At 42.6% G+C, this 17861-nt stretch carries 17 protein-coding genes; 4 read left to right on the forward strand and 13 right to left on the reverse strand.

The window, feature by feature from the left end; translation table 11 throughout:
- Nucleotides 1-196 precede the first annotated feature (196 nt).
- From INE92_RS03695 to INE92_RS03750, 12 genes are all read right to left on the reverse strand, one after another.
- Entirely contained in the window at nt 197-1036 is an 840-nt protein-coding gene (locus INE92_RS03695; protein WP_074706046.1) for a transporter substrate-binding domain-containing protein, read from the reverse strand.
- A 17-nt stretch (nt 1037-1053) separates the two neighbouring features.
- Nucleotides 1054-3105, reverse strand: coding sequence for a putative porin (locus INE92_RS03700; protein WP_118196453.1), 2052 nt, complete (start codon nt 3103-3105; stop codon nt 1054-1056).
- Between the two features lie 121 nt (nt 3106-3226).
- Nucleotides 3227-3769 (reverse strand): 2-oxoacid:acceptor oxidoreductase family protein, encoded by a 543-nt coding sequence (locus INE92_RS03705; RefSeq protein ID WP_004297415.1) that lies wholly within the window; start codon nt 3767-3769, stop codon nt 3227-3229.
- Between the two features lie 20 nt (nt 3770-3789).
- Complete coding sequence (locus INE92_RS03710; protein ID WP_004297416.1) at nt 3790-4554, reverse strand: thiamine pyrophosphate-dependent enzyme; 765 nt, start codon at nt 4552-4554, stop codon at nt 3790-3792.
- A gap of 12 nt (nt 4555-4566) precedes the next feature.
- A complete protein-coding gene (locus tag INE92_RS03715) occupies nt 4567-4740 on the reverse strand; it encodes a hypothetical protein (protein ID WP_004297417.1) in 174 nt (57 codons plus the stop codon).
- 7 nt (nt 4741-4747) lie between these two features.
- Nucleotides 4748-5830: a 3-methyl-2-oxobutanoate dehydrogenase subunit VorB gene (locus INE92_RS03720; protein ID WP_004297418.1), complete on the reverse strand. Its 1083-nt coding sequence runs from the start codon at nt 5828-5830 to the stop codon at nt 4748-4750.
- Between the two features lie 11 nt (nt 5831-5841).
- Entirely contained in the window at nt 5842-6069 is a 228-nt protein-coding gene (locus INE92_RS03725; RefSeq protein WP_004297419.1) for a 4Fe-4S dicluster domain-containing protein, read from the reverse strand.
- Nucleotides 6070-6123: 54 nt separating this feature from the next.
- Complete coding sequence (locus INE92_RS03730; RefSeq protein WP_009040829.1) at nt 6124-6405, reverse strand: tetratricopeptide repeat protein; 282 nt, start codon at nt 6403-6405, stop codon at nt 6124-6126.
- A 238-nt stretch (nt 6406-6643) separates the two neighbouring features.
- Nucleotides 6644-7051: an SMI1/KNR4 family protein gene (locus INE92_RS03735; RefSeq protein WP_081354150.1), complete on the reverse strand. Its 408-nt coding sequence runs from the start codon at nt 7049-7051 to the stop codon at nt 6644-6646.
- A 136-nt stretch (nt 7052-7187) separates the two neighbouring features.
- A complete protein-coding gene (locus tag INE92_RS03740) occupies nt 7188-7844 on the reverse strand; it encodes a hypothetical protein (RefSeq protein WP_015531589.1) in 657 nt (218 codons plus the stop codon).
- 72 nt (nt 7845-7916) lie between these two features.
- A complete protein-coding gene (locus INE92_RS03745; RefSeq protein ID WP_015531590.1) occupies nt 7917-8585 on the reverse strand; it encodes an SMI1/KNR4 family protein in 669 nt (222 codons plus the stop codon).
- A 354-nt stretch (nt 8586-8939) separates the two neighbouring features.
- Nucleotides 8940-9377, reverse strand: coding sequence for a DUF6078 family protein (locus tag INE92_RS03750; RefSeq protein ID WP_008644027.1), 438 nt, complete (start codon nt 9375-9377; stop codon nt 8940-8942).
- 132 nt (nt 9378-9509) lie between these two features.
- Here INE92_RS03750 and INE92_RS03755 point away from each other — a divergent pair, with 132 nt between their 5' ends.
- On the forward strand, nt 9510-10817 hold the full coding sequence (locus tag INE92_RS03755; RefSeq protein ID WP_212701957.1) for an IS5 family transposase: 1308 nt from the start codon (nt 9510-9512) through the stop codon (nt 10815-10817).
- Between the two features lie 165 nt (nt 10818-10982).
- Here INE92_RS03755 and INE92_RS03760 read toward each other — a convergent pair whose 3' ends face one another.
- Nucleotides 10983-12740, reverse strand: coding sequence for an AAA family ATPase (locus INE92_RS03760; protein ID WP_055235473.1), 1758 nt, complete (start codon nt 12738-12740; stop codon nt 10983-10985).
- Nucleotides 12741-12993: 253 nt separating this feature from the next.
- Between INE92_RS03760 and INE92_RS03765 the strand changes: the two genes are divergently transcribed.
- The 3 genes from INE92_RS03765 to INE92_RS03775 all read left to right on the forward strand — a co-directional run bounded on the left by INE92_RS03765 (nt 12994) and on the right by INE92_RS03775 (nt 17840).
- Complete coding sequence (locus INE92_RS03765) at nt 12994-13473, forward strand: DUF456 domain-containing protein (RefSeq protein WP_009041096.1); 480 nt, start codon at nt 12994-12996, stop codon at nt 13471-13473.
- A gap of 111 nt (nt 13474-13584) precedes the next feature.
- On the forward strand, nt 13585-15444 hold the full coding sequence (locus tag INE92_RS03770) for a right-handed parallel beta-helix repeat-containing protein (RefSeq protein WP_195436410.1): 1860 nt from the start codon (nt 13585-13587) through the stop codon (nt 15442-15444).
- A gap of 149 nt (nt 15445-15593) precedes the next feature.
- Nucleotides 15594-17840 (forward strand): glycoside hydrolase family 31 protein, encoded by a 2247-nt coding sequence (locus INE92_RS03775; RefSeq protein WP_117514917.1) that lies wholly within the window; start codon nt 15594-15596, stop codon nt 17838-17840.
- Nucleotides 17841-17861 lie beyond the last annotated feature (21 nt).

Below are 17861 nucleotides of genomic sequence, written 5' to 3' on the forward strand. Positions count from 1 at the left end.
AAAAGAAAGGAGAGAATCGCGATTCCCTCCTTTGCGTGTAGTTTAATTGAAACTACTTTATCATTAACTCTGTAAAGATACGACATTCAAAAGCGAAAGTCAAGTCTTTGGGAGTTTATTTCTGGAAATAGACATGAATATATCTATCTTACATTCTGTTTTTGATTGTTTTCTTCTGAACTGTAAAATGATAAGGTTATTCTTTATCATAGTACTTTTTATAAATCTTCTGGTATTCTTTCTCCTTTTGGAATTTATCCAGCCATGTATTCAAACTATCGAGTAAAGCGGGTGATTGTTTGCTGACTGCCCATGAGTAGAATTGTGTAAAGCTGATAGCTGTATTTATATCTATCTGCGGGATGGAATCGGCGGCCGCGCGTGCGATGCTTTCGTCACAAACGGCATAGTCGATATCCCCATGAGCTACCATTGAGATTAATTGTTCGGAACCGTATTTCTCTATTTCTTTGATATAAATGGTATCGCCGATTTCATTACCTAGATTCTGAATACGCAGAATAGAAGGAGACCCTTTTACTACGTGAAGTGTCCGCCCGGCCAAGTCCAGCTGGCTACGGATATGGAGTGAGTCGTTTTCTCCGTTTTCTTTCCGTTGCACGAGCACTTGCTTGTTGAGCGTGATGGGAGAGGTGAGGAGCAGAGAGTCTTTCAGTTCGCTGGTGGCTAATATACCGCAGGCAATTACGTCGTAACGTCCCTCGCTTAATCCTTCCAGCCGTTCTTCGAAACTCATCAGGGGTGTTATTTCGGTCTTTAATCCCTTGTCATGGGCAAAAGCCTGTATCAGTTCGTAATGAAAACCGGAAACGGTATCGCCGTCCACGTAGAAACTGATCGAGTTATATTCAGTCGCTACACGCAATATACCTTCTTTGGCAATGGCTGCATAATCACGCGGGTGTCCTGACGGCTTTTCCTGATTACCGCATTGGCGGATAGAAAAGATGATTGCCAATACAATGATTACGGGCACTAAATATCTGGCCAGTCTCAATTTGGGGCGTGTTACCATAAGCCATATAGATTTTGTTAATCATAGAAATTCCATGAAAGACCGAATTTCAGTACACGCGGGTTGATAGGATAGTGAGGAGCCAAGAAGTAATTCGGGCTGCTCATACCTTGATTCACGTGATACATCATTACATAGAAACGTGTACGCTTTAGATGTAAGTTTGCGTATACATTCACGATCGGATAACCTCCTATCTCTACCTGGTCATTTTCCGGTTGCAAATAGAAGTTTTGGATAGCCGGCATATAAGCGGGTGCATTGTATTTACTGAAATAACGCACATCGGCACCCAATTGTACACTAAGCACTTTCTTTGCCAGCTTGAACTGCATATAGAAATTGTGATACAGCGAAAGATCAGGCAAAGGTAATACGGTCTGGTCGCTGGACTTTTGCCAGGTTACTTCATTATCTAAATGGAAGATTCCCAGCTTGAAGTCCTGATTAAGACTTGCTGACAACACCTGTATACTTCCGCTTTTCTGTTCCGGCACTGCTTGTTGGTTGAAATAAGTGTAGTTCTTTATGTTTTCAACTCCCGCCTTCAAACGTGTTCTCCAACGTGCAATACTTAATTCTCCTTCAATACGGGTACGAAATTCTTTGTCCATATCATTGTCCCACATGAAATGTTTGGAATGATAATGACGCATATAGAAAGGCGCAAGCTTATTGCTGACTTCACCACGGGCTATAAGGCTCACAGTGTCTTTCCATAACGGAAAGTTAAGGTCGATATCTCCTTTTACATTGAATTGTCCGATTGCTTTTCCGGCGAGTCCCACTTCACCAATGGCATGGTAATGAAGTACATTTCCTTCACGTTTGGATAATTCGCCTCCAACAAATATTTCATTTTCATTGTATTTGTCGGGCAATGGATTCCCCTCCATATTCATAAGAGTATATTTGCTGATTTTATAGGAAGCAAATGCCGTGAGTCCGGCTTTGGCATATTTATTGAATCCTTCGAGTAGAGCAATACCTATGGTATTCTTGATACCCATATAAGTAGTACTGTCTCTGGCAATCGGATTATCCGGTTCCAAATAGGTGTTTTGATAATAGTTCTTTTCACGCATGTCATCATCAGAGTTGAAGCTATGACGTGCACGCTCTACCTGAATGGTATGTATAAAACTAGTGACCGGCACAAACTCTTGTTTGGCGGGAGTAGTGTCATTTTCGGCCTGCGGTATGTCACGGCTGAATCCCAAATTGTAACGTTGGGTCAGGAATACATAAAAGTCATGATTACGGTTGGTTGTTGCACTTAGTACGGTCGGGATATTGGTTGATTCATATTCCCTTTGCCCTTGTGCCATCTCTTCAGGCGCAGTGATGTATCGGTCGTCCTCAATACCTCCGTTTTCATTTGTCTTGAGGTAATTGTTGCTGTATATTGCCTGCATCTGATAGCGGTCGCCAATATAACTACCGAAAATTGCCGCATTGAAATAAGCCGTATTCTGGTTATTATAATATCCTCGTCCGTACAAGTAATCTATGTTAAAACCGAAAGCCAGCTTCTTGTTTACATTGACAGAGAAATAAGACTTAAAGCGTTCTTCTCCGTTTATTTTATTACCGGCTTTATGATACGTCAGATTGGTATAAGGTACGTTACTATTGGTGAAATTGAACTCCGTAGGACGAATAAAGAAACTGGAGAAAGGCTCCATAAAGATAGTAGGTTCCGGATCACGACGTTCAAAGAAGATGCGTGACATACGGGGAGAACCCATATTGGCCAGATAATTATAATGTCCGGTAAGTCCTTCGGTAAGATTTGAATTCTGGAAGTGGTGATAAGCAGTATCCGCCGGGATGATAGTCCGGTCGCCCAACTGATTATTAATACGCCACATATATAATTTCGGAGGTAACCCCTGTACTTCTACATTTGCACTATCCAGTCTGTCCGGAATCATGGCAGGGTCCACCTGGTTACCGTATTGGTCGTATCCGTTTTCGTCCACTCTCTGGCGACCATTATCGAACTGTGCATGGACAGTTGTCAAACCTATAACGGAAAAGATTATATATAATAGTAAGATTCGTCTCATAATTGGAGGCAAAGATACTTACTTTAATTGATTTAATGATAATGGATAATTGAAAATTATGTTGCATACGTACTATACGTAGCTAATAATTATCAATTATCCATTGTACATTATCTGTTAATTAAACCTCACGGATTAACTCCATACCTTTTTTGATAGCTTCCTCGTTCATAGGAATCAGGTGATGGTGGCGTTCCGGCAGGGTTTTCTTAAGTCCTTTGATAACATTCTCCAACGTTACGATGGGGCGAAGCTTCAATAATCCGCCAAGTACGATCATGTTGAATGCTTTGGCATTGTTCATCTCGTTGGCTGCATCCATTGCGTCGATACGATATACCTTAATATCCTTACGGGTAGGAGGGTTGATAATTCCGTAACCGTCATAAATCAGGATACCGCCGGGTTTCACTTTGCTTTCAAACTTTTCGAGTGAAGGCTGATTCAGAATGATGGCAGCGTCGTATTTACTAAGAATCGGTGAGGAAATTTTGTCATCGCTTACAATAACTGTAACGTTGGCTGTTCCACCTCGTTGTTCGGGACCATAAGCGGGCATCCAGGTCACTTCTTTGCCTTCCATCAAACCGGAATATGCCAGAATCTTACCCATAGACAATACGCCTTGTCCACCGAATCCTGCTATAATTATTTCTTCTTTCATTGTTCTGTTGACTTTTAGCGTTATTCTTTATCTTTTAAATCACCCAGCGGATAGAATGGGAACATGTGTTCTTCCATCCATTTGTTCGCCTTCTCCGGAGTCATCTTCCAGCCTGAACTACAAGTGGAAACGATTTCTACCAGGTTGGAACCTTTACCGTTCATGGAATTCTCAAAAGCCTTGCGGATTGCTTTCTTTGCCTTGCGGATAGCCGGTACGGATTGTACGGACTGACGGGTTACGTAAGCAGTTCCTTCCAGTTGGGCTGCGATTTCAGTAATCTTCAATGGATAGCCGTGAAGTTCAACGTCACGTCCGTAAGGACAAGTCGAACTCTTCATGCCTACTAGTGTAGTCGGAGCCATCTGGCCGCCTGTCATACCGTAGATCGCATTATTGATAAAGATAATCGTGATATTCTCACCACGGTTCAAAGCGTGGATTGTTTCGGCTGTACCGATACAAGCCAAGTCACCGTCGCCCTGATAAGTGAAAACAAGACGGTCCGGCCACAGGCGTTTCACAGCAGTCGCCACAGCAGGAGCACGTCCGTGTGCTGCTTCTTGCCAGTCAATATCGAGATAGTTGTAGGCAAACACTGCACATCCCACCGGAGAGATTCCCACAGTTTTATCTTCCATACCCATTTCCTCAATGACTTCGGCAATGAGTTTGTGTACCACACCGTGACTGCAACCCGGGCAGTAGTGCATGGCGTTATCGTTCATCAGAGTCGGTTTTTTGTAAACCAGATTCTCGGGTTTGATTATTTCTTCTTTAGTCATAACTTCATCTCCTTATCTGTTGGTGAACCGTATAAAAAACTCCATCAGCTTGACAAAGATTGCCGCGCCGCATACGTAGATAAACATTTTGAAATCATCTTTTGCTACAAAGTAGGTGATGATGGCTGCAACAGCCAATATCATAAATAGGATGTTCAGTACGTTTCTTATTTTATCGGGATTCATTGTTTCGTTATTTGATTATTTTTTCTTTCAAGGCAGTTACAATTTCATCCGGATCGGGAACGATGCCACCTAGACGTCCGAAATGTTCTACCTTTACTTTACCGTTAACAGCGAGACGGACATCTTCAATCATCTGTCCGGCATTTAGTTCCGTAACGAGCATACCTTTTACTTTATCAGCGTATGCAGCAATCGCTTTGGTTGGGAACGGCCACAGTGTAATCGGGCGAAGGATACCTACTTTAATTCCTTTTTCACGGGCTAGTTCCATTGCTTTCTGGCCAATACGTGCCATTGAACCGAAAGCGATAATCAAATACTCTGCATCTTCGCAGTTGATCTCTTCGAAGCGTACTTCATTTTCTTCAATTTCACGATATTTAGCTTGAAAACGGAGGTTGTTGATTTCCATTGCTTCCGGTTTCAATTCAAGGGAAGTGATAATATTAGGTTTGCGGTCTTTTGCTTTTCCGGTAGCAGCCCATGGACATTGTTCAATTACTTCTGCTTCCGTGCGGCGTGGCTTTTGTGCAGGAAGAACAACCTTTTCCATCATCTGACCGATCACACCGTCGGCAAGGATAATAGCCGGATTACGGTATTTGAAGGCCAGTTCGAATCCTAATGCTACGAAATCCGCCATTTCCTGTACGGATGCCGGAGCGAGGGCAATCAGTTTGTAGTCTCCATGACCACCACCTTTCACTGTCTGGAAGTAGTCAGCCTGGCTAGGTTGGATAGTTCCCAATCCGGGACCGCCACGCATTACATTCACAATCAGACAAGGAAGTTCGGCACCGGCCAAATAAGAGATTCCTTCTTGTTTCAAGCTCACACCCGGACTTGAAGATGAGGTCATTACCTTCTTTCCGCTACCTGCACCTCCATATACCATATTGATAGCTGCCACTTCACTTTCCGCCTGGAGTACTACCATGCCGGTTGTTTCCCACGGTTTCAGTTCGGCAAGCGTTTCCAACACTTCCGATTGGGGAGTAATAGGATAACCGAAGTATCCGTCGGCACCGCAACGGATAGCTGCGTGGGCGATGGCTTCGTTTCCTTTCATTAATACAACTTCTTCTGCCATATTCTTTTCTTTTATTCTACTTTTACTTTATACACTGAAATACATCCGTCCGGACAAACCGTTGCACACGAGCTGCATCCGTTACAGGTATCTTCCTTCACTTGCCAGGCATAGTTATAGCCTTTCATGTTTACCTCTTTATTGAGGGCGATTACATCGAGCGGACACGCCACTACACACAGGTTGCATCCTTTGCAACGCTCCGTGTCGACTACGATTGCTCCTTTGATTTTTGCCATAATCTTTATTTTATTACGTTATCTTTGAGTACGGTTATTGATTATACATCTCTTTTATTGATTGAACATATCCTTGTGGTAGAAGTTGAGGATATCTATTACCATCTTCCTGGCCTGAACGGCAGGACTGTCCGGATTGAGCTCGATGGCATACTGGTAGTTGTCCAGTGCCCGCTTCCAATCTCCTTTCTTTCGGTAGGCATTTCCCCGTAAATAGTAAAGAGTATCTTTCTCTTTTTCGACAGAACTGTCCTGGAGAAGCTGGTCCAATTGCTTAATCGCTGTGTCCACATCCCCCTGATTGATAAGCTCTTTTAGGTTGTCTATTTGCTCCATTTCTTTTCGTCTTTCGGGATTCTGAAACGCAAAGATAGTTTTTATTTATGTAAACAGGGCAAATGAGGACGGAAATTTGCAACGTTTTGAGTTTATTGCATATTGTATAGTAGAGGTGGAATTTGCCTTTTTCTTGACATATCCGTAACTTTATTAATCAAAAAACGATATGAATCAGGAGTTATTATTGTTTTTGGAGTTGTAGTTTATTCATTATTTATATCCATGTCTAATCACTTTATATGGTTGAACTATTGTCAACAATATTCTGTGGCTTATCGAAATTAAGATAAATAGCCTTGCCTAAAAAGTCGTCAAAAGAGGGTGCTATATACTTAATAGAAGCTATATCTAAATCTCCTAAATCTACCCTATATATACTATTGTTTGGCAGGTGGAAAATATATCCAATATCACCATCCATGCCAAATGCTAAATACTCTTTTTGAAGATATTTGTGTATTCCATAGTCATTATTGTAAGCAACAATATCTTCAATAGCCCATATATAGATGTAGTTATCTCCTAATTTACCCTCGCCACCATTGCTCCATAACAGAAATCTTTTGTACTGATAGGGCAAGGTTGTATTTAGAAGTTTTTCTACGTCTTCAATAGACGCTGTATTTGCACCATTCTTTATTATACCATTTACTTTCTATTACTTCCATATTGATTTTGTTGTACTACTGTTAATGTGTTTCAGCTAACTGCTGTTTCCTCGTTTATTTTTTTATTTTGATAAATGTTAATCTCAGACGGATCATTTCTTTTAGGACAATTTACCCGTTTGTTACTGATATTATTTCGCTTGCTATTATTTTTCTTTGTTGCTTATTTATGTCCGAAGAGCAGTGGATGCAATTCATGGCATCCACTGCATATAGTTTTGTAGTATGCTTGGAAAGCGGTACACCTATTCTTTTTAATACTGGTTTAATCACTTCATAAATGATACTTATATCTGCATTACTGGTGATTCCCTGCTTTTTAACAAAATCTATTATGCAGTTCAATCTGCATATATATTCTTTATACTCCACATATTGATTTTCTTTTAAGATATAGTGCAATATGATTTTACTTTGCTTTTCGCAGATTCTTGCCGCTTGCTGTATCGATTGGCACATAAAATCTTTTTCTTCTTTTGTGGTAGTTTGAAACCACAAATCATTCTTACCCAATATTTCACCTATTCGTAAGTAACAATCCTGTGGCAATAATATAGGTGAATACATCGCCCATGTATATGACAATGCTGTATAAAATGAAACAGTTTTTCTTCTGTCTTGATACAAAGAAGAAGACTCAATACCTACACAGACTATTAAGCCATTATCCATTTCTTTATAAAAGACTTTATTGCGGTCTTTATTGTATGGCAATGGCAAATAGCCCATTGATAGCAGTTGATTATTTATAAAATCATTCTTTTTCATTTTATTATTGCACTATCGGTAATGGTTTGCGGCTTGCTGCCGTTTATGTGGTACAGGTGCTTGTTAGTAGCATCATTCCATTTTATACATTTTTTTCTCCCAACCTTTTAATTCTTGAAGAACAGGTTTAGGATTTTGTAATATCTGATTAAGAAATTCTATAAAGTTGGGTGCTAATACTTCTGTTTCAGGCGTTTCGTAATCAAAGAGAAGGATTTCACCTTCTTTATTCTCATCATCTGTCAATTTAAGAGCTATCACGCCATAATCAGAATATCGACCTATTGCAAAATACCCTTTGTTAAGAATTTCTTCTTGCAGTTCCTCATTATTTTCAATTAAGATTTTATTCCATGAATGAATGGGCTTTGGATATAGACGAACATCTAAATCCCAAAATATTTCATAAAAGTGTTTGTATTTCAAGTAGATCTTATATGAAAGCGGAAGAATAACATTTAATTTACTTTCTAATTTGGAAATATCCTCGTCTGAAATTTGATTATCTATCGCTTTCCATACATGGTCTTTTTCCGTAATAATGTCCACCATATAATTAGTATGTTCCGGTTGAGTGACATATATCTTAACCGATTTCCCTTGTGGTATAATATTATCAAATGTGTCCTGCATTTCAGGCTCTATGTGTTCTTCATAAGAAGGGACATACATAAGATATTCTCTGTGTTCTTGCACAAAGCCCCAACATTCATCTACATATTTTCTTATTACTTCTTCCATATTTATTTTTTCTAAATATTTTTTCACTCCGTTCTTGTCTATTTGATTACAATATTGGAGAATTTTACGCTGTACACTTCAACTCTTTATTCTGATCTTTCACATACATTCTGAAAATTCACCAATAACACTTGTATTACATATAACTTTTAGACGATATATCCTTCACTGATACTTCTTCTGCTTTCATTAACTAGTTCCATTTTTTGTTTCATACCTTGAAACGAATGGTTTCCCGTAGTGAAACAGTTTGTTTCTCGGTGTGAAACGAATCGTTTCACCCTTTGAAACTTTTAGTTTCTAGCGCTTGAAACAAAAAGTTTCAGCAGGCTGGAAACTGGTTAGAACGCGGCTTTACCAATTATACTCATCCGTGTAACTGTCAAAGACCGGTTCTTCGGTGATACCTTTCCGGTGAAAAAGTTGGCGGATATAGTTTTGATCTGCGGGGCTTAGGAAGCGTTCTTCGCGATAAAAGCGATAGTAAAGCGTTTTTCCGAAATGTCCGATCAGTTGTTGCTTGATATTTGTTCCGTCCTTATAAGGTACGTTGTCCAGCAGGTGGCTGATACCCCATGCCACATGTATCTTTTCTGCGTTTTGGAAGTGGGGACAGTCAATGCCGGTGGCCGGAATACACATTGGGTTTACGATGCTGATGTAGGACGTGTCAGCGGTAGTGAGAAGTGCAGCCACCCGACGCAGGCAGTTACAAGCTTTCGGACATTGCTCGTTGTAGCAGCGGGCGTAGTTGAAAGGGACTGTTTTGTTTTTTAATTTATTGTCGTTCATTTTATATTGTATATTACATAGTCGCCCCTTAGAATGTGCTTTTACGCCTAATAATCAACATATTAATATATAAATTGCTTTGATATATCTGCAAGTTTTTGTATCTTTATGGTTGAAAACTTGCAGATTATTATGATAAACAAGACCACCCCTCAGCCCTCCTTGTTCAGCTCTTTGACAGACCAGCTGAATCCCAGGCATCCCTTATACCTGCTTGCCAATAAGATAGACTGGCGCCGTTTTGAAGAAGCTTTCTCCCCGCTATACTGTGCCGTCAACGGTCGTCCGGCCAAACCCATCCGCCTGATGTGCGGACTTCTGATTCTTAAGCACGTGCGTAACCTGTCCGATGAATCGGTTGTTGAACAATGGAGCGAGAATGCTTATTACCAGTACTTTTGCGGTATGTTGGAATTCACGCCTTCCTATCCCTGCAATGCAAGCGAACTGGTACACTTCCGTAAGCGTGTCGGAGAAAATGGCATGGAACTGATTCTGTCAGAAAGTATCCGCATCAATCAGGAGGACGACGGCCCGGACCATCACTGCACGGCCTTCATCGATTCCACGGTACAGGAAAAGAACGTGACTTATCCCACGGATGCGAAGTTGCATAAAAAGATAGTCCGCAAAGTGTTGTCTGTCGTAAAATCCTTAGGGCTTCCTTTGCGCCAGAGCTATACCTTTGTCCTCAAGAAGATCTACCGTGACCAGCGTTTCCGTAACCACCCCAAGAACCGTGGCAAGGCCCTGAAAGCGGACAAGCGGCTGCGCACCATTGCGGGAAGGCTTGTCAGGGAACTGAGGCGCAACCTGAAAGAAAACCACGGCTACGACTCCCTGCTCGACCTCTTTGAGCGGGTGCTTTCACAGAAGCGCAATTCTCCCGGGAAAATCTATTCCCTGCATGAACCGGAGGTGCAGTGTATCAGCAAGGGGAAAGAACATAAGAAATACGAGTTCGGCAACAAGGTTTCAATCGTCCGCTCAATTACCGGTGTCATACTGGGTGCCAAGTCTTTCCGGAATGAATATGACGGGCATACCATTGAAGAATCCCTCAGGCAGGTGGAACGCATTACCGGAAAGAAGATCAGGAAGTTGGCCGGGGACAGGGGGTACAGAGGAAAGAAAGAGGTGGGCGGCACCGGGATACTGATACCCGATGTTCCAAACAGGAAAGACAGTTATTACACACGCAAGAAGAAACATAAGCTATTCTGCAAGCGTGCAGGAATAGAGCCGACTATCGGGCATTTGAAATCAGACTTTCGTTTAGGACGCAACTTTTATAAAGGTGTGTTCGGGGATGTTGTCAATCTGCTCTTAGCCGCAGCAGCGTACAACTTCAAAAGAGCCATGAGGGTTCTTTGGCTACTTGTTGAAAAAATCTGCGGGACACTGTTTTCTTGCAATATCCCGCAGATGAGTACTTTTTAAGGGACGACTACATACATAATTGACAAAGGTAGTGCTTTTATTGTGGAAAGGTACAGTTTGAAAAAGAAAAAACGTGAAAGGATGGGTGAAGGGAACACCCTTCACCTATAAACTGCTTATAGATAGGATAATACAAGGAAAAGTGAAGGGTGAAGAGATTGTTCATTATAACTCTTCGCATACCCGCATTTCCATACCTTTATATACCACTACAATCTTGTGTAGTTGCGTGGAGCCAATAGCTTGCTTCACCGTGTCCGTGTCGGCATAGCGGTTGGCTTGGGCGATGGCTTCTTGACGCAATTCCTCCACACGGTTTTCGGAATCGCGATATTTGGCGTATTTTAACTCAACGATGTAGCTGTGCTTCATGTCAGAATATATATCCAACATGGGACAGAGGAAAATATCGACGTAACCCGCTTGTGTATCTTGCTCGGAGATAGGACGGTAGAAGCGGTTTTGCGCAGTCATGGCCAAGGTGAAGCCGTGAACGAAGAATTCGCCCTTTTGCTTGTCACGTTGGGATGCATAACGTTTCAGGCAGTCGGCAATGTAGCCGAAATAGGCTTGCCAGTCGCCTCGATAAGCCAGCTGGCTTGAAAGTTCGCTTTTCTCATAGCTGCTGAAACTCAAGTCTGCGTCGTTGTATGTATTAAGTAAATAAGTGTATAGTTGCTCCTGAACCACCAGGTTGGGAATGGTCAGCTTGGTTTTTCCTTCATGCATTCCGCTAATGGTCAACATTCCGAAATAGTAGAGCAGGCTTATAAAATTGTCCGGACTGGTGATGTTGACGGCAGGGAAACCTTTCTTCAGTTCACCAGTGATATAACCTTGACTCACTAAAGTTTGAATGACGGAAGCATCGTGTGCAAACTCCTTATCCTTTCGAATGAGCATACGCAGCTTTTCATAGTCGATACGTATATTATCTTCTATCATTTCTCGTGGTGCTTTGCCGTTATCTATGTAATTCTTCACGAAGTAGAGCACCATGTTGGAGTTGTACATGGTAGTTTCACCGTAACAATCCTGCGCGAAGCAATAATTGTCGTACCACGGTTTCATTATTTCCATCAGTTCGTCAACAGTATGGCGGAAAGGGCTGTTGGTTGAATAGTAAGTCAGCATTTCGCGCACTTCTTCTTCGGTGAATCCCATCATTTGGTTAAATTGGGGGGTAAGTGAGTAGTTCGTGCCGATGTTGAAGCCACTCGTCAGGTCATCCATCGTTACGGGGCTTACGCCAGTGATGAAACAACGCTCTATGCTGGAATAAGTTCCTGCCTTCACCTTATTGAAGAAAGCACGTAGATAACCTTCGCCATGCGTTTCGTCAGTGTAACGGTGCAAGCTTTCCGCATCGGAAAGGATGGCGTTGGTGAAGTGGTCGTATTCGTCGATGAAGAGATACATTTTCTGTCCGGCACGTTCGCACTCCGAAACCAAATAGTCCAGTTGGTTGACAGCCCCGTCCTTTTCGTCCAATCGTTCTCTGATACCTTGTGGCAGGAGGTCGGAATAGACTTCACAGAAGAAGTCGAAGCGGATTTGGCAATGTGCATCCAGTCCTTTTCGATAATCGTTCAGTTCGCCGGTGATACCTGAAAAGTTAAGGTAAAGCACCAGATAGCTGTTGCGGTTTACTGTGGGATGCTTCCCGATGTAGAGGTCGCCGAATAAGTCGTTGAACTTATCGCGGGTACGCACATCGTAGTAGTGTTGCAGTACGTTCAGCGTGAGGCTTTTGCCGAAGCGGCGGGGACGGATGAAGAAAAAGAACCGGTCTGCCTGCTCTATCATAGGAATGAAGCGGGTTTTGTCTACATAATAATAGTCTTCGCGGCGGATGACTGCGAAGTTCATCATACCGTAAGGTAAACGCTTTCTGTTGGGTACTATATATTCCATTGGATCCATCTTCTGTCCTCCTGCTGATTTCTTTTTTATAACTTGCTTATTAATAGCGTTAACGACACAAAGATAGTAAAAGTTCTTGTTGGGTACGAGGCATCCTCAAAAAAGTATTGGAAAAACTCATTCACACAAAGAACTGCAGCCCTGACAAAGCTATTCTGAAACAGCAGTGAAGTGGCGGAAATAATTCTCGAGGTTAGCTTGTATATATTGAAAGATACTGTATTTTTGTGCAGAACTAAAAAAAGAAGAGACTATGTTGGACATTATTTTGATCGTAATTAGTGCCCTTTGTATGATAGCCGGGTTAGCAGGTTGTATTCTGCCGTTTCTTCCCGGTCCGCCTATTGCTTATGTGGGGTTGGTCATTCTGCACTTCACGGATAAGGTACAATATTCTACGACACAATTAATTGTATGGCTATTGATTGTAGCTGTTTTGCAGGTATTGGATTATTTCACTCCGATGCTGGGAAGTAAATATAGTGGCGGTAGTAAATGGGGGAATTGGGGATGTATTGTAGGAACTCTTGTCGGTCTTCTTTTCTTGCCTTGGGGTATTATTCTTGGTCCGTTTCTAGGAGCGGTGATTGGTGAACTATTAGGAAATAAAGAGTTCTCGCAGGCACTCAAATCAGGTGTGGGCTCTTTACTCGGATTTATATTCGGAACTTTACTGAAGTTCGTTGTCTGCGGTTATTTTTGCTATCAATTTATCATAGGTCTTATTCGGTAACCTATTTGATGTTGTAAAACATTCGTAAGAATAACCTATCTATTGCCTTTACATAGAGTACTAAATCGATGTGTGTTCGTCTTTATTGAAGTAGCACATTGAGGTAGTACCATGAAAAAGACTTTTATTTATCTTTCTTTTATCATTTTCTTGGGGTGGTTTCCCTCGCTTTTTGCGGGAGAAATTTATGTATCCCTGCAGGGGAATGATAAGAATCCCGGGACAAAGGAAGCTCCGTTTTATACATTAAACCGGGCGATCAAGCAGGCTCGTGAATGGCGTAGACTGAATCGGTTGGAAGTAGCCGGAGGAATTTATATTAGTTTGGAAGAGGGTGTTTATGCCCAGCGCAATTCTCTATTTCTTCGTCCGGAAGATAGTGGGACACCCGATTCTCCAACGGTGATTTGTGCAGTAGATGGTGCTCACCCTGTAATTAGTGGTGGAGTTGCTGTTACGGGGTGGAAGCGTGGATATAATCATCCGGCAATTCCTGAAAAGCTAAAGCAGAAGATATGGTCGGCAGAGGCTCCCCTAATAGGAAACAGAAGAGTAGAAACCCGGCAGATGTGGGTGAACGGTCATAAAGTTCAAAGAGCTGCGCAATTTCCTGACGGAGGATTGGAACAAATGATTGACTTCAATCCGGAAGAACAAACAATAACGATCCCCGTTTCTCAAAATGTAAATCCGAAAAGACTTCAAAATGCCGGTCAACTGGAAATGATTGTCCATCAACGCTGGGCAATTGCTATTTTGCGCGTGAAAAGTATAGACGCGAAAGACGGACAAGCTGTAGTTCGCTTCCATGAACCCGAAAGTCACCTGGAGTTTGCGCATCCCTGGCCGCAACCCGTCATCGGAGGAGAGAAAGGAAATTCTTCCTTTTGCCTGACCAATGCACTGGAATTGCTGGACCAACCCGGTGAATGGTTTCAGGAATATCCTTCCGGCACGATTTACTATTATCCGCAGGCGGGCGAAAATATGGAAACTGCTGAAGTGATTATCCCTGCTTTGGAAACTTTAGTGACCATAGACGGTACATTGTCTCGTCCGGTAAAGCATATACAATTTAACGGAATTACTTTTGCGCATACCTCCTGGATGCGTCCTTCTTTTCAGGGGCACGTCACCTTGCAAGGGGGATTTCCTTTATTGGATGCCTATAAACTACAAGAACCGGGGCTTCCGGAAAAAGCGGAACTGGAGAACCAAGCCTGGATCATCCGTCCCGAAACAGCGATACGTGTAAGAGGTGCCGAACATATTGATTTCAAGCATTGCACGTTTCGTCATTTATCATCCACCGGACTGGATTATGAATGGGCAGTCACAGCATCGAGCGTCGAAGATTGTCAATTTACGGATATTGGAGGAACGGCTTTACTGGTCGGTGCATTTCCGGACGGAGGATTTGAGACGCACGTCCCTTTTATTCCTGCTGACGTACGGGAATTATGTTCCCATATTACTATCAGAAACAATTTCATCAGTAATGTGACTAATGAAGACTGGGGATGTGTAGGTATCGGCGCCGGATATGTCAGAAACATGGATATTTCTCATAATGAAGTCTGCCATCTGAACTATTCAGGGATTTGTGTAGGCTGGGGATGGACATCGCTGGAGAGCGGAATGTGTAACAACCGGATAGAAGCAAACTATGTACATCACTTTGCCCGTCGGCTATACGATGCAGGCGGTCTGTATACTCTTTCCAACCAGCCGGGTTCCGTCATGCGAAATAATCGGATCGAACATTTAATCGAAGCCCCCTACGCTACGAATGACCGTGCTTTTTATATCTATCTGGATGAAGCTACGGACGGATATACAATGGAAAACAACTGGTGTCCCACTGAACGTTTTGATTCGAACCGCCCCGGGAAAAAGAACGTGTGGAAGAATAACGGGCCTCAAGTGGCGGATAGTATTAAGTACAAAGCCGGAAGAATAAAGCAAGATTGAAACTCAATGGATTAACATAGTCATCAATGTACTAATATAGCAATCAATAAACTAGTGTAATAATCATTAGAACTAGACTAGTATGGTAACCATTCAAACTAATATGATAATTATAGTAATCAATAAACGATATTTAATCAATAAAATAGATGAAACCAACGAACTATCACTTATTTGATTTCCTTGATTTCGATACCGAGTTATCAAGGAATGAGTCGCTTTGGAAAGCATACAAGCCAACGGCTGTTTATGAAAAGGAAGGAGATATTTACGTAACAGTTCCCTTTCAGAAGCAAAAGCTGGCTAACGATATGATGGCGGATACCGATGTTCTCCAGGAGGAATATACGTTAATCATCCGTCAGTATAACATCGGCATCACCCGCCTGTTTCTTGGCTTCGGCGATTATGTACTGACAGATGAGTCGGAAATGCTACAATTCAGTGACCGGATTCAGAAAGTACCCCTGTTTATAAAAGAACAAAAAGGAAAATGGATTCTTTCGACGGAAGACGGAACGAAGCGTGCCGTTATCAATGTGGAAGAGCCTCTATTAGACCGATGGAGCGAATTGCTTCCCGACCCTCAAGAAACGCTTGACATCACTTTATACCCTGACGGAAAACGTGAAATCCGCTTGTCAGCCTACGATCATTTTTCGCCTCCCCGCTACGATGCGTTACCTGTTGCCTTTTGCAAACGCGACGGTCGGAAAGAACGTGCAACGCTTTCTTTTGAATGTAAGCCCGATGAATGTTTTGCCGGAACCGGAGAACGTTTCTTTAAAATGGACTTAAGCGGACATACTTTCTTCCTGAAAAACCAAGATGGGCAAGGAGTCAATAACCGGCGTACTTATAAGAATATCCCCTTCTATCTATCCAGCCGAATGTACGGAACATTCTACCACACATGTGCCCATAGCAAGCTCTCACTGGCCGGACATTCCACCCGTTCCGTCCAGTTTCTAAGCGACCAGGCATTGCTGGATGTATTTGTGATAGGCGGTGATACGATGGAAGATATTCTTCGCGGTTATCGTGACCTGACCGGCTATCCGTCTATGCCTCCTCTTTGGAGTTTTGGCGTTTGGATGAGCCGTATGACTTATTTCAGTGCCGATGAAGTAGACGAAATATGCGACCGCATGCGTGCTGAACACTATCCCTGTGACGTAATTCATCTGGATACGGGCTGGTTCCGTACCGATTGGCTCTGCGAATGGAAATTCAATGAAGAACGGTTCCCCGATCCAAAAGGATTCATCGGGCGGTTGAAAAAGAACGGCTATCGTGTCTCTTTATGGCAACTTCCATACGTTGCGGAAAATGCAGAGCAGATTGATGAAGCCAGAGCCAATGATTATATAGCCCCATTGACCAAACAACAAGCAACCGATGGTTCCAACTTCTCCGCCCTGGATTATGCCGGAACAATCGACTTTACTTATCCGAAAGCAACCGAATGGTACAAAGGACTATTGAAACAACTCCTGGATATGGGAGTAACCTGTATCAAAACCGATTTCGGTGAAAACATTCACATGGACGCCCTCTATAAAGGTATGAAGCCGGAATTGTTGAACAACCTGTATGCCCTGCTTTATCAAAAGGCCGCTTACGAAATTACGAAAGAAGTGACAGGTGACGGCATAGTCTGGGCACGTTCCGCATGGGCGGGATGCCAGCGTTATCCTTTGCATTGGGGAGGCGATTCCTGTAGTTCCTGGGATGGAATGGCAGGTTCTCTGAAAGGCGGTCTACATTTCGGCCTGTCGGGATTTGCTTTTTGGAGCCATGATGTTCCCGGCTTCCATACATTGCCCAATTTTATGAACTCGGTAGTAGCAGATGATGTGTACATGCGTTGGACCCAATTCGGCGTATTCACATCGCATATCCGTTATCACGGAACCAATAAGCGTGAACCCTGGCACTATCCCACCATAGCTCCGTTGGTGAAAAAGTGGTGGAAATTGCGTTATTCGCTCATTCCATACATCGTAGTACAAAGTAAACTAGCCATAGAAAGCGGCTATCCGCTCTTGCAGGCACTCATTCTGCATCATCCGGAAGATAAACTTTGTTGGCATATAGATGATGAATACTATTTCGGCAATGATTTCCTGGTAGCTCCGGTGATGAACAGCGAGAACCGTCGGGATATCTATCTTCCCGAAGGAAAATGGGTGAACTTCTTTACGGGAGAACGTCTGGAAGGAGCATGCTGGCTGAAAGACGTATACGTTCCATTGGAAGAAATGCCCGTATATGTGCGTGCAAATGCCGTGATCCCCATCTATCCGGAAGACGTGGACTGTACGGATGAAATGGATTTAAGCAAGAGCATGGCTTTACGCATAGATAATGATTATAAAGGATTTTGGAATAGATAAATAGAAATAACTCAAGTTTTG

Source organism: Bacteroides xylanisolvens (assembly GCF_018289135.1).
In the GTDB taxonomy this organism is placed as follows: Bacteria; Bacteroidota; Bacteroidia; order Bacteroidales; family Bacteroidaceae; genus Bacteroides; species Bacteroides xylanisolvens.

Excerpts from the sequence above, each read along its gene's own strand:
- INE92_RS03755 (WP_212701957.1), top strand. The coding sequence starts at position 9,510 with ATGATAAACAAGACCACCCCTCAGCCCTCCTTGTTCAGCTCTTTGACA.
- INE92_RS03765 (WP_009041096.1), top strand. The coding sequence starts at position 12,994 with ATGTTGGACATTATTTTGATCGTAATTAGTGCCCTTTGTATGATAGCC.
- INE92_RS03715 (WP_004297417.1), bottom strand. The coding sequence starts at position 4,740 with ATGAATCCCGATAAAATAAGAAACGTACTGAACATCCTATTTATGATA.
- INE92_RS03730 (WP_009040829.1), bottom strand. The coding sequence starts at position 6,405 with ATGGAGCAAATAGACAACCTAAAAGAGCTTATCAATCAGGGGGATGTG.
- INE92_RS03775 (WP_117514917.1), top strand. The coding sequence starts at position 15,594 with ATGAAACCAACGAACTATCACTTATTTGATTTCCTTGATTTCGATACC.
- INE92_RS03745 (WP_015531590.1), bottom strand. The coding sequence starts at position 8,585 with ATGGAAGAAGTAATAAGAAAATATGTAGATGAATGTTGGGGCTTTGTG.
- INE92_RS03770 (WP_195436410.1), top strand. The coding sequence starts at position 13,585 with ATGAAAAAGACTTTTATTTATCTTTCTTTTATCATTTTCTTGGGGTGG.
- INE92_RS03695 (WP_074706046.1), bottom strand. The coding sequence starts at position 1,036 with ATGGTAACACGCCCCAAATTGAGACTGGCCAGATATTTAGTGCCCGTA.
- INE92_RS03705 (WP_004297415.1), bottom strand. The coding sequence starts at position 3,769 with ATGAAAGAAGAAATAATTATAGCAGGATTCGGTGGACAAGGCGTATTG.
- INE92_RS03750 (WP_008644027.1), bottom strand. The coding sequence starts at position 9,377 with ATGAACGACAATAAATTAAAAAACAAAACAGTCCCTTTCAACTACGCC.
- INE92_RS03740 (WP_015531589.1), bottom strand. The coding sequence starts at position 7,844 with ATGAAAAAGAATGATTTTATAAATAATCAACTGCTATCAATGGGCTAT.
- INE92_RS03710 (WP_004297416.1), bottom strand. The coding sequence starts at position 4,554 with ATGACTAAAGAAGAAATAATCAAACCCGAGAATCTGGTTTACAAAAAA.
- INE92_RS03725 (WP_004297419.1), bottom strand. The coding sequence starts at position 6,069 with ATGGCAAAAATCAAAGGAGCAATCGTAGTCGACACGGAGCGTTGCAAA.
- INE92_RS03760 (WP_055235473.1), bottom strand. The coding sequence starts at position 12,740 with ATGGATCCAATGGAATATATAGTACCCAACAGAAAGCGTTTACCTTAC.
- INE92_RS03700 (WP_118196453.1), bottom strand. The coding sequence starts at position 3,105 with ATGAGACGAATCTTACTATTATATATAATCTTTTCCGTTATAGGTTTG.
- INE92_RS03720 (WP_004297418.1), bottom strand. The coding sequence starts at position 5,830 with ATGGCAGAAGAAGTTGTATTAATGAAAGGAAACGAAGCCATCGCCCAC.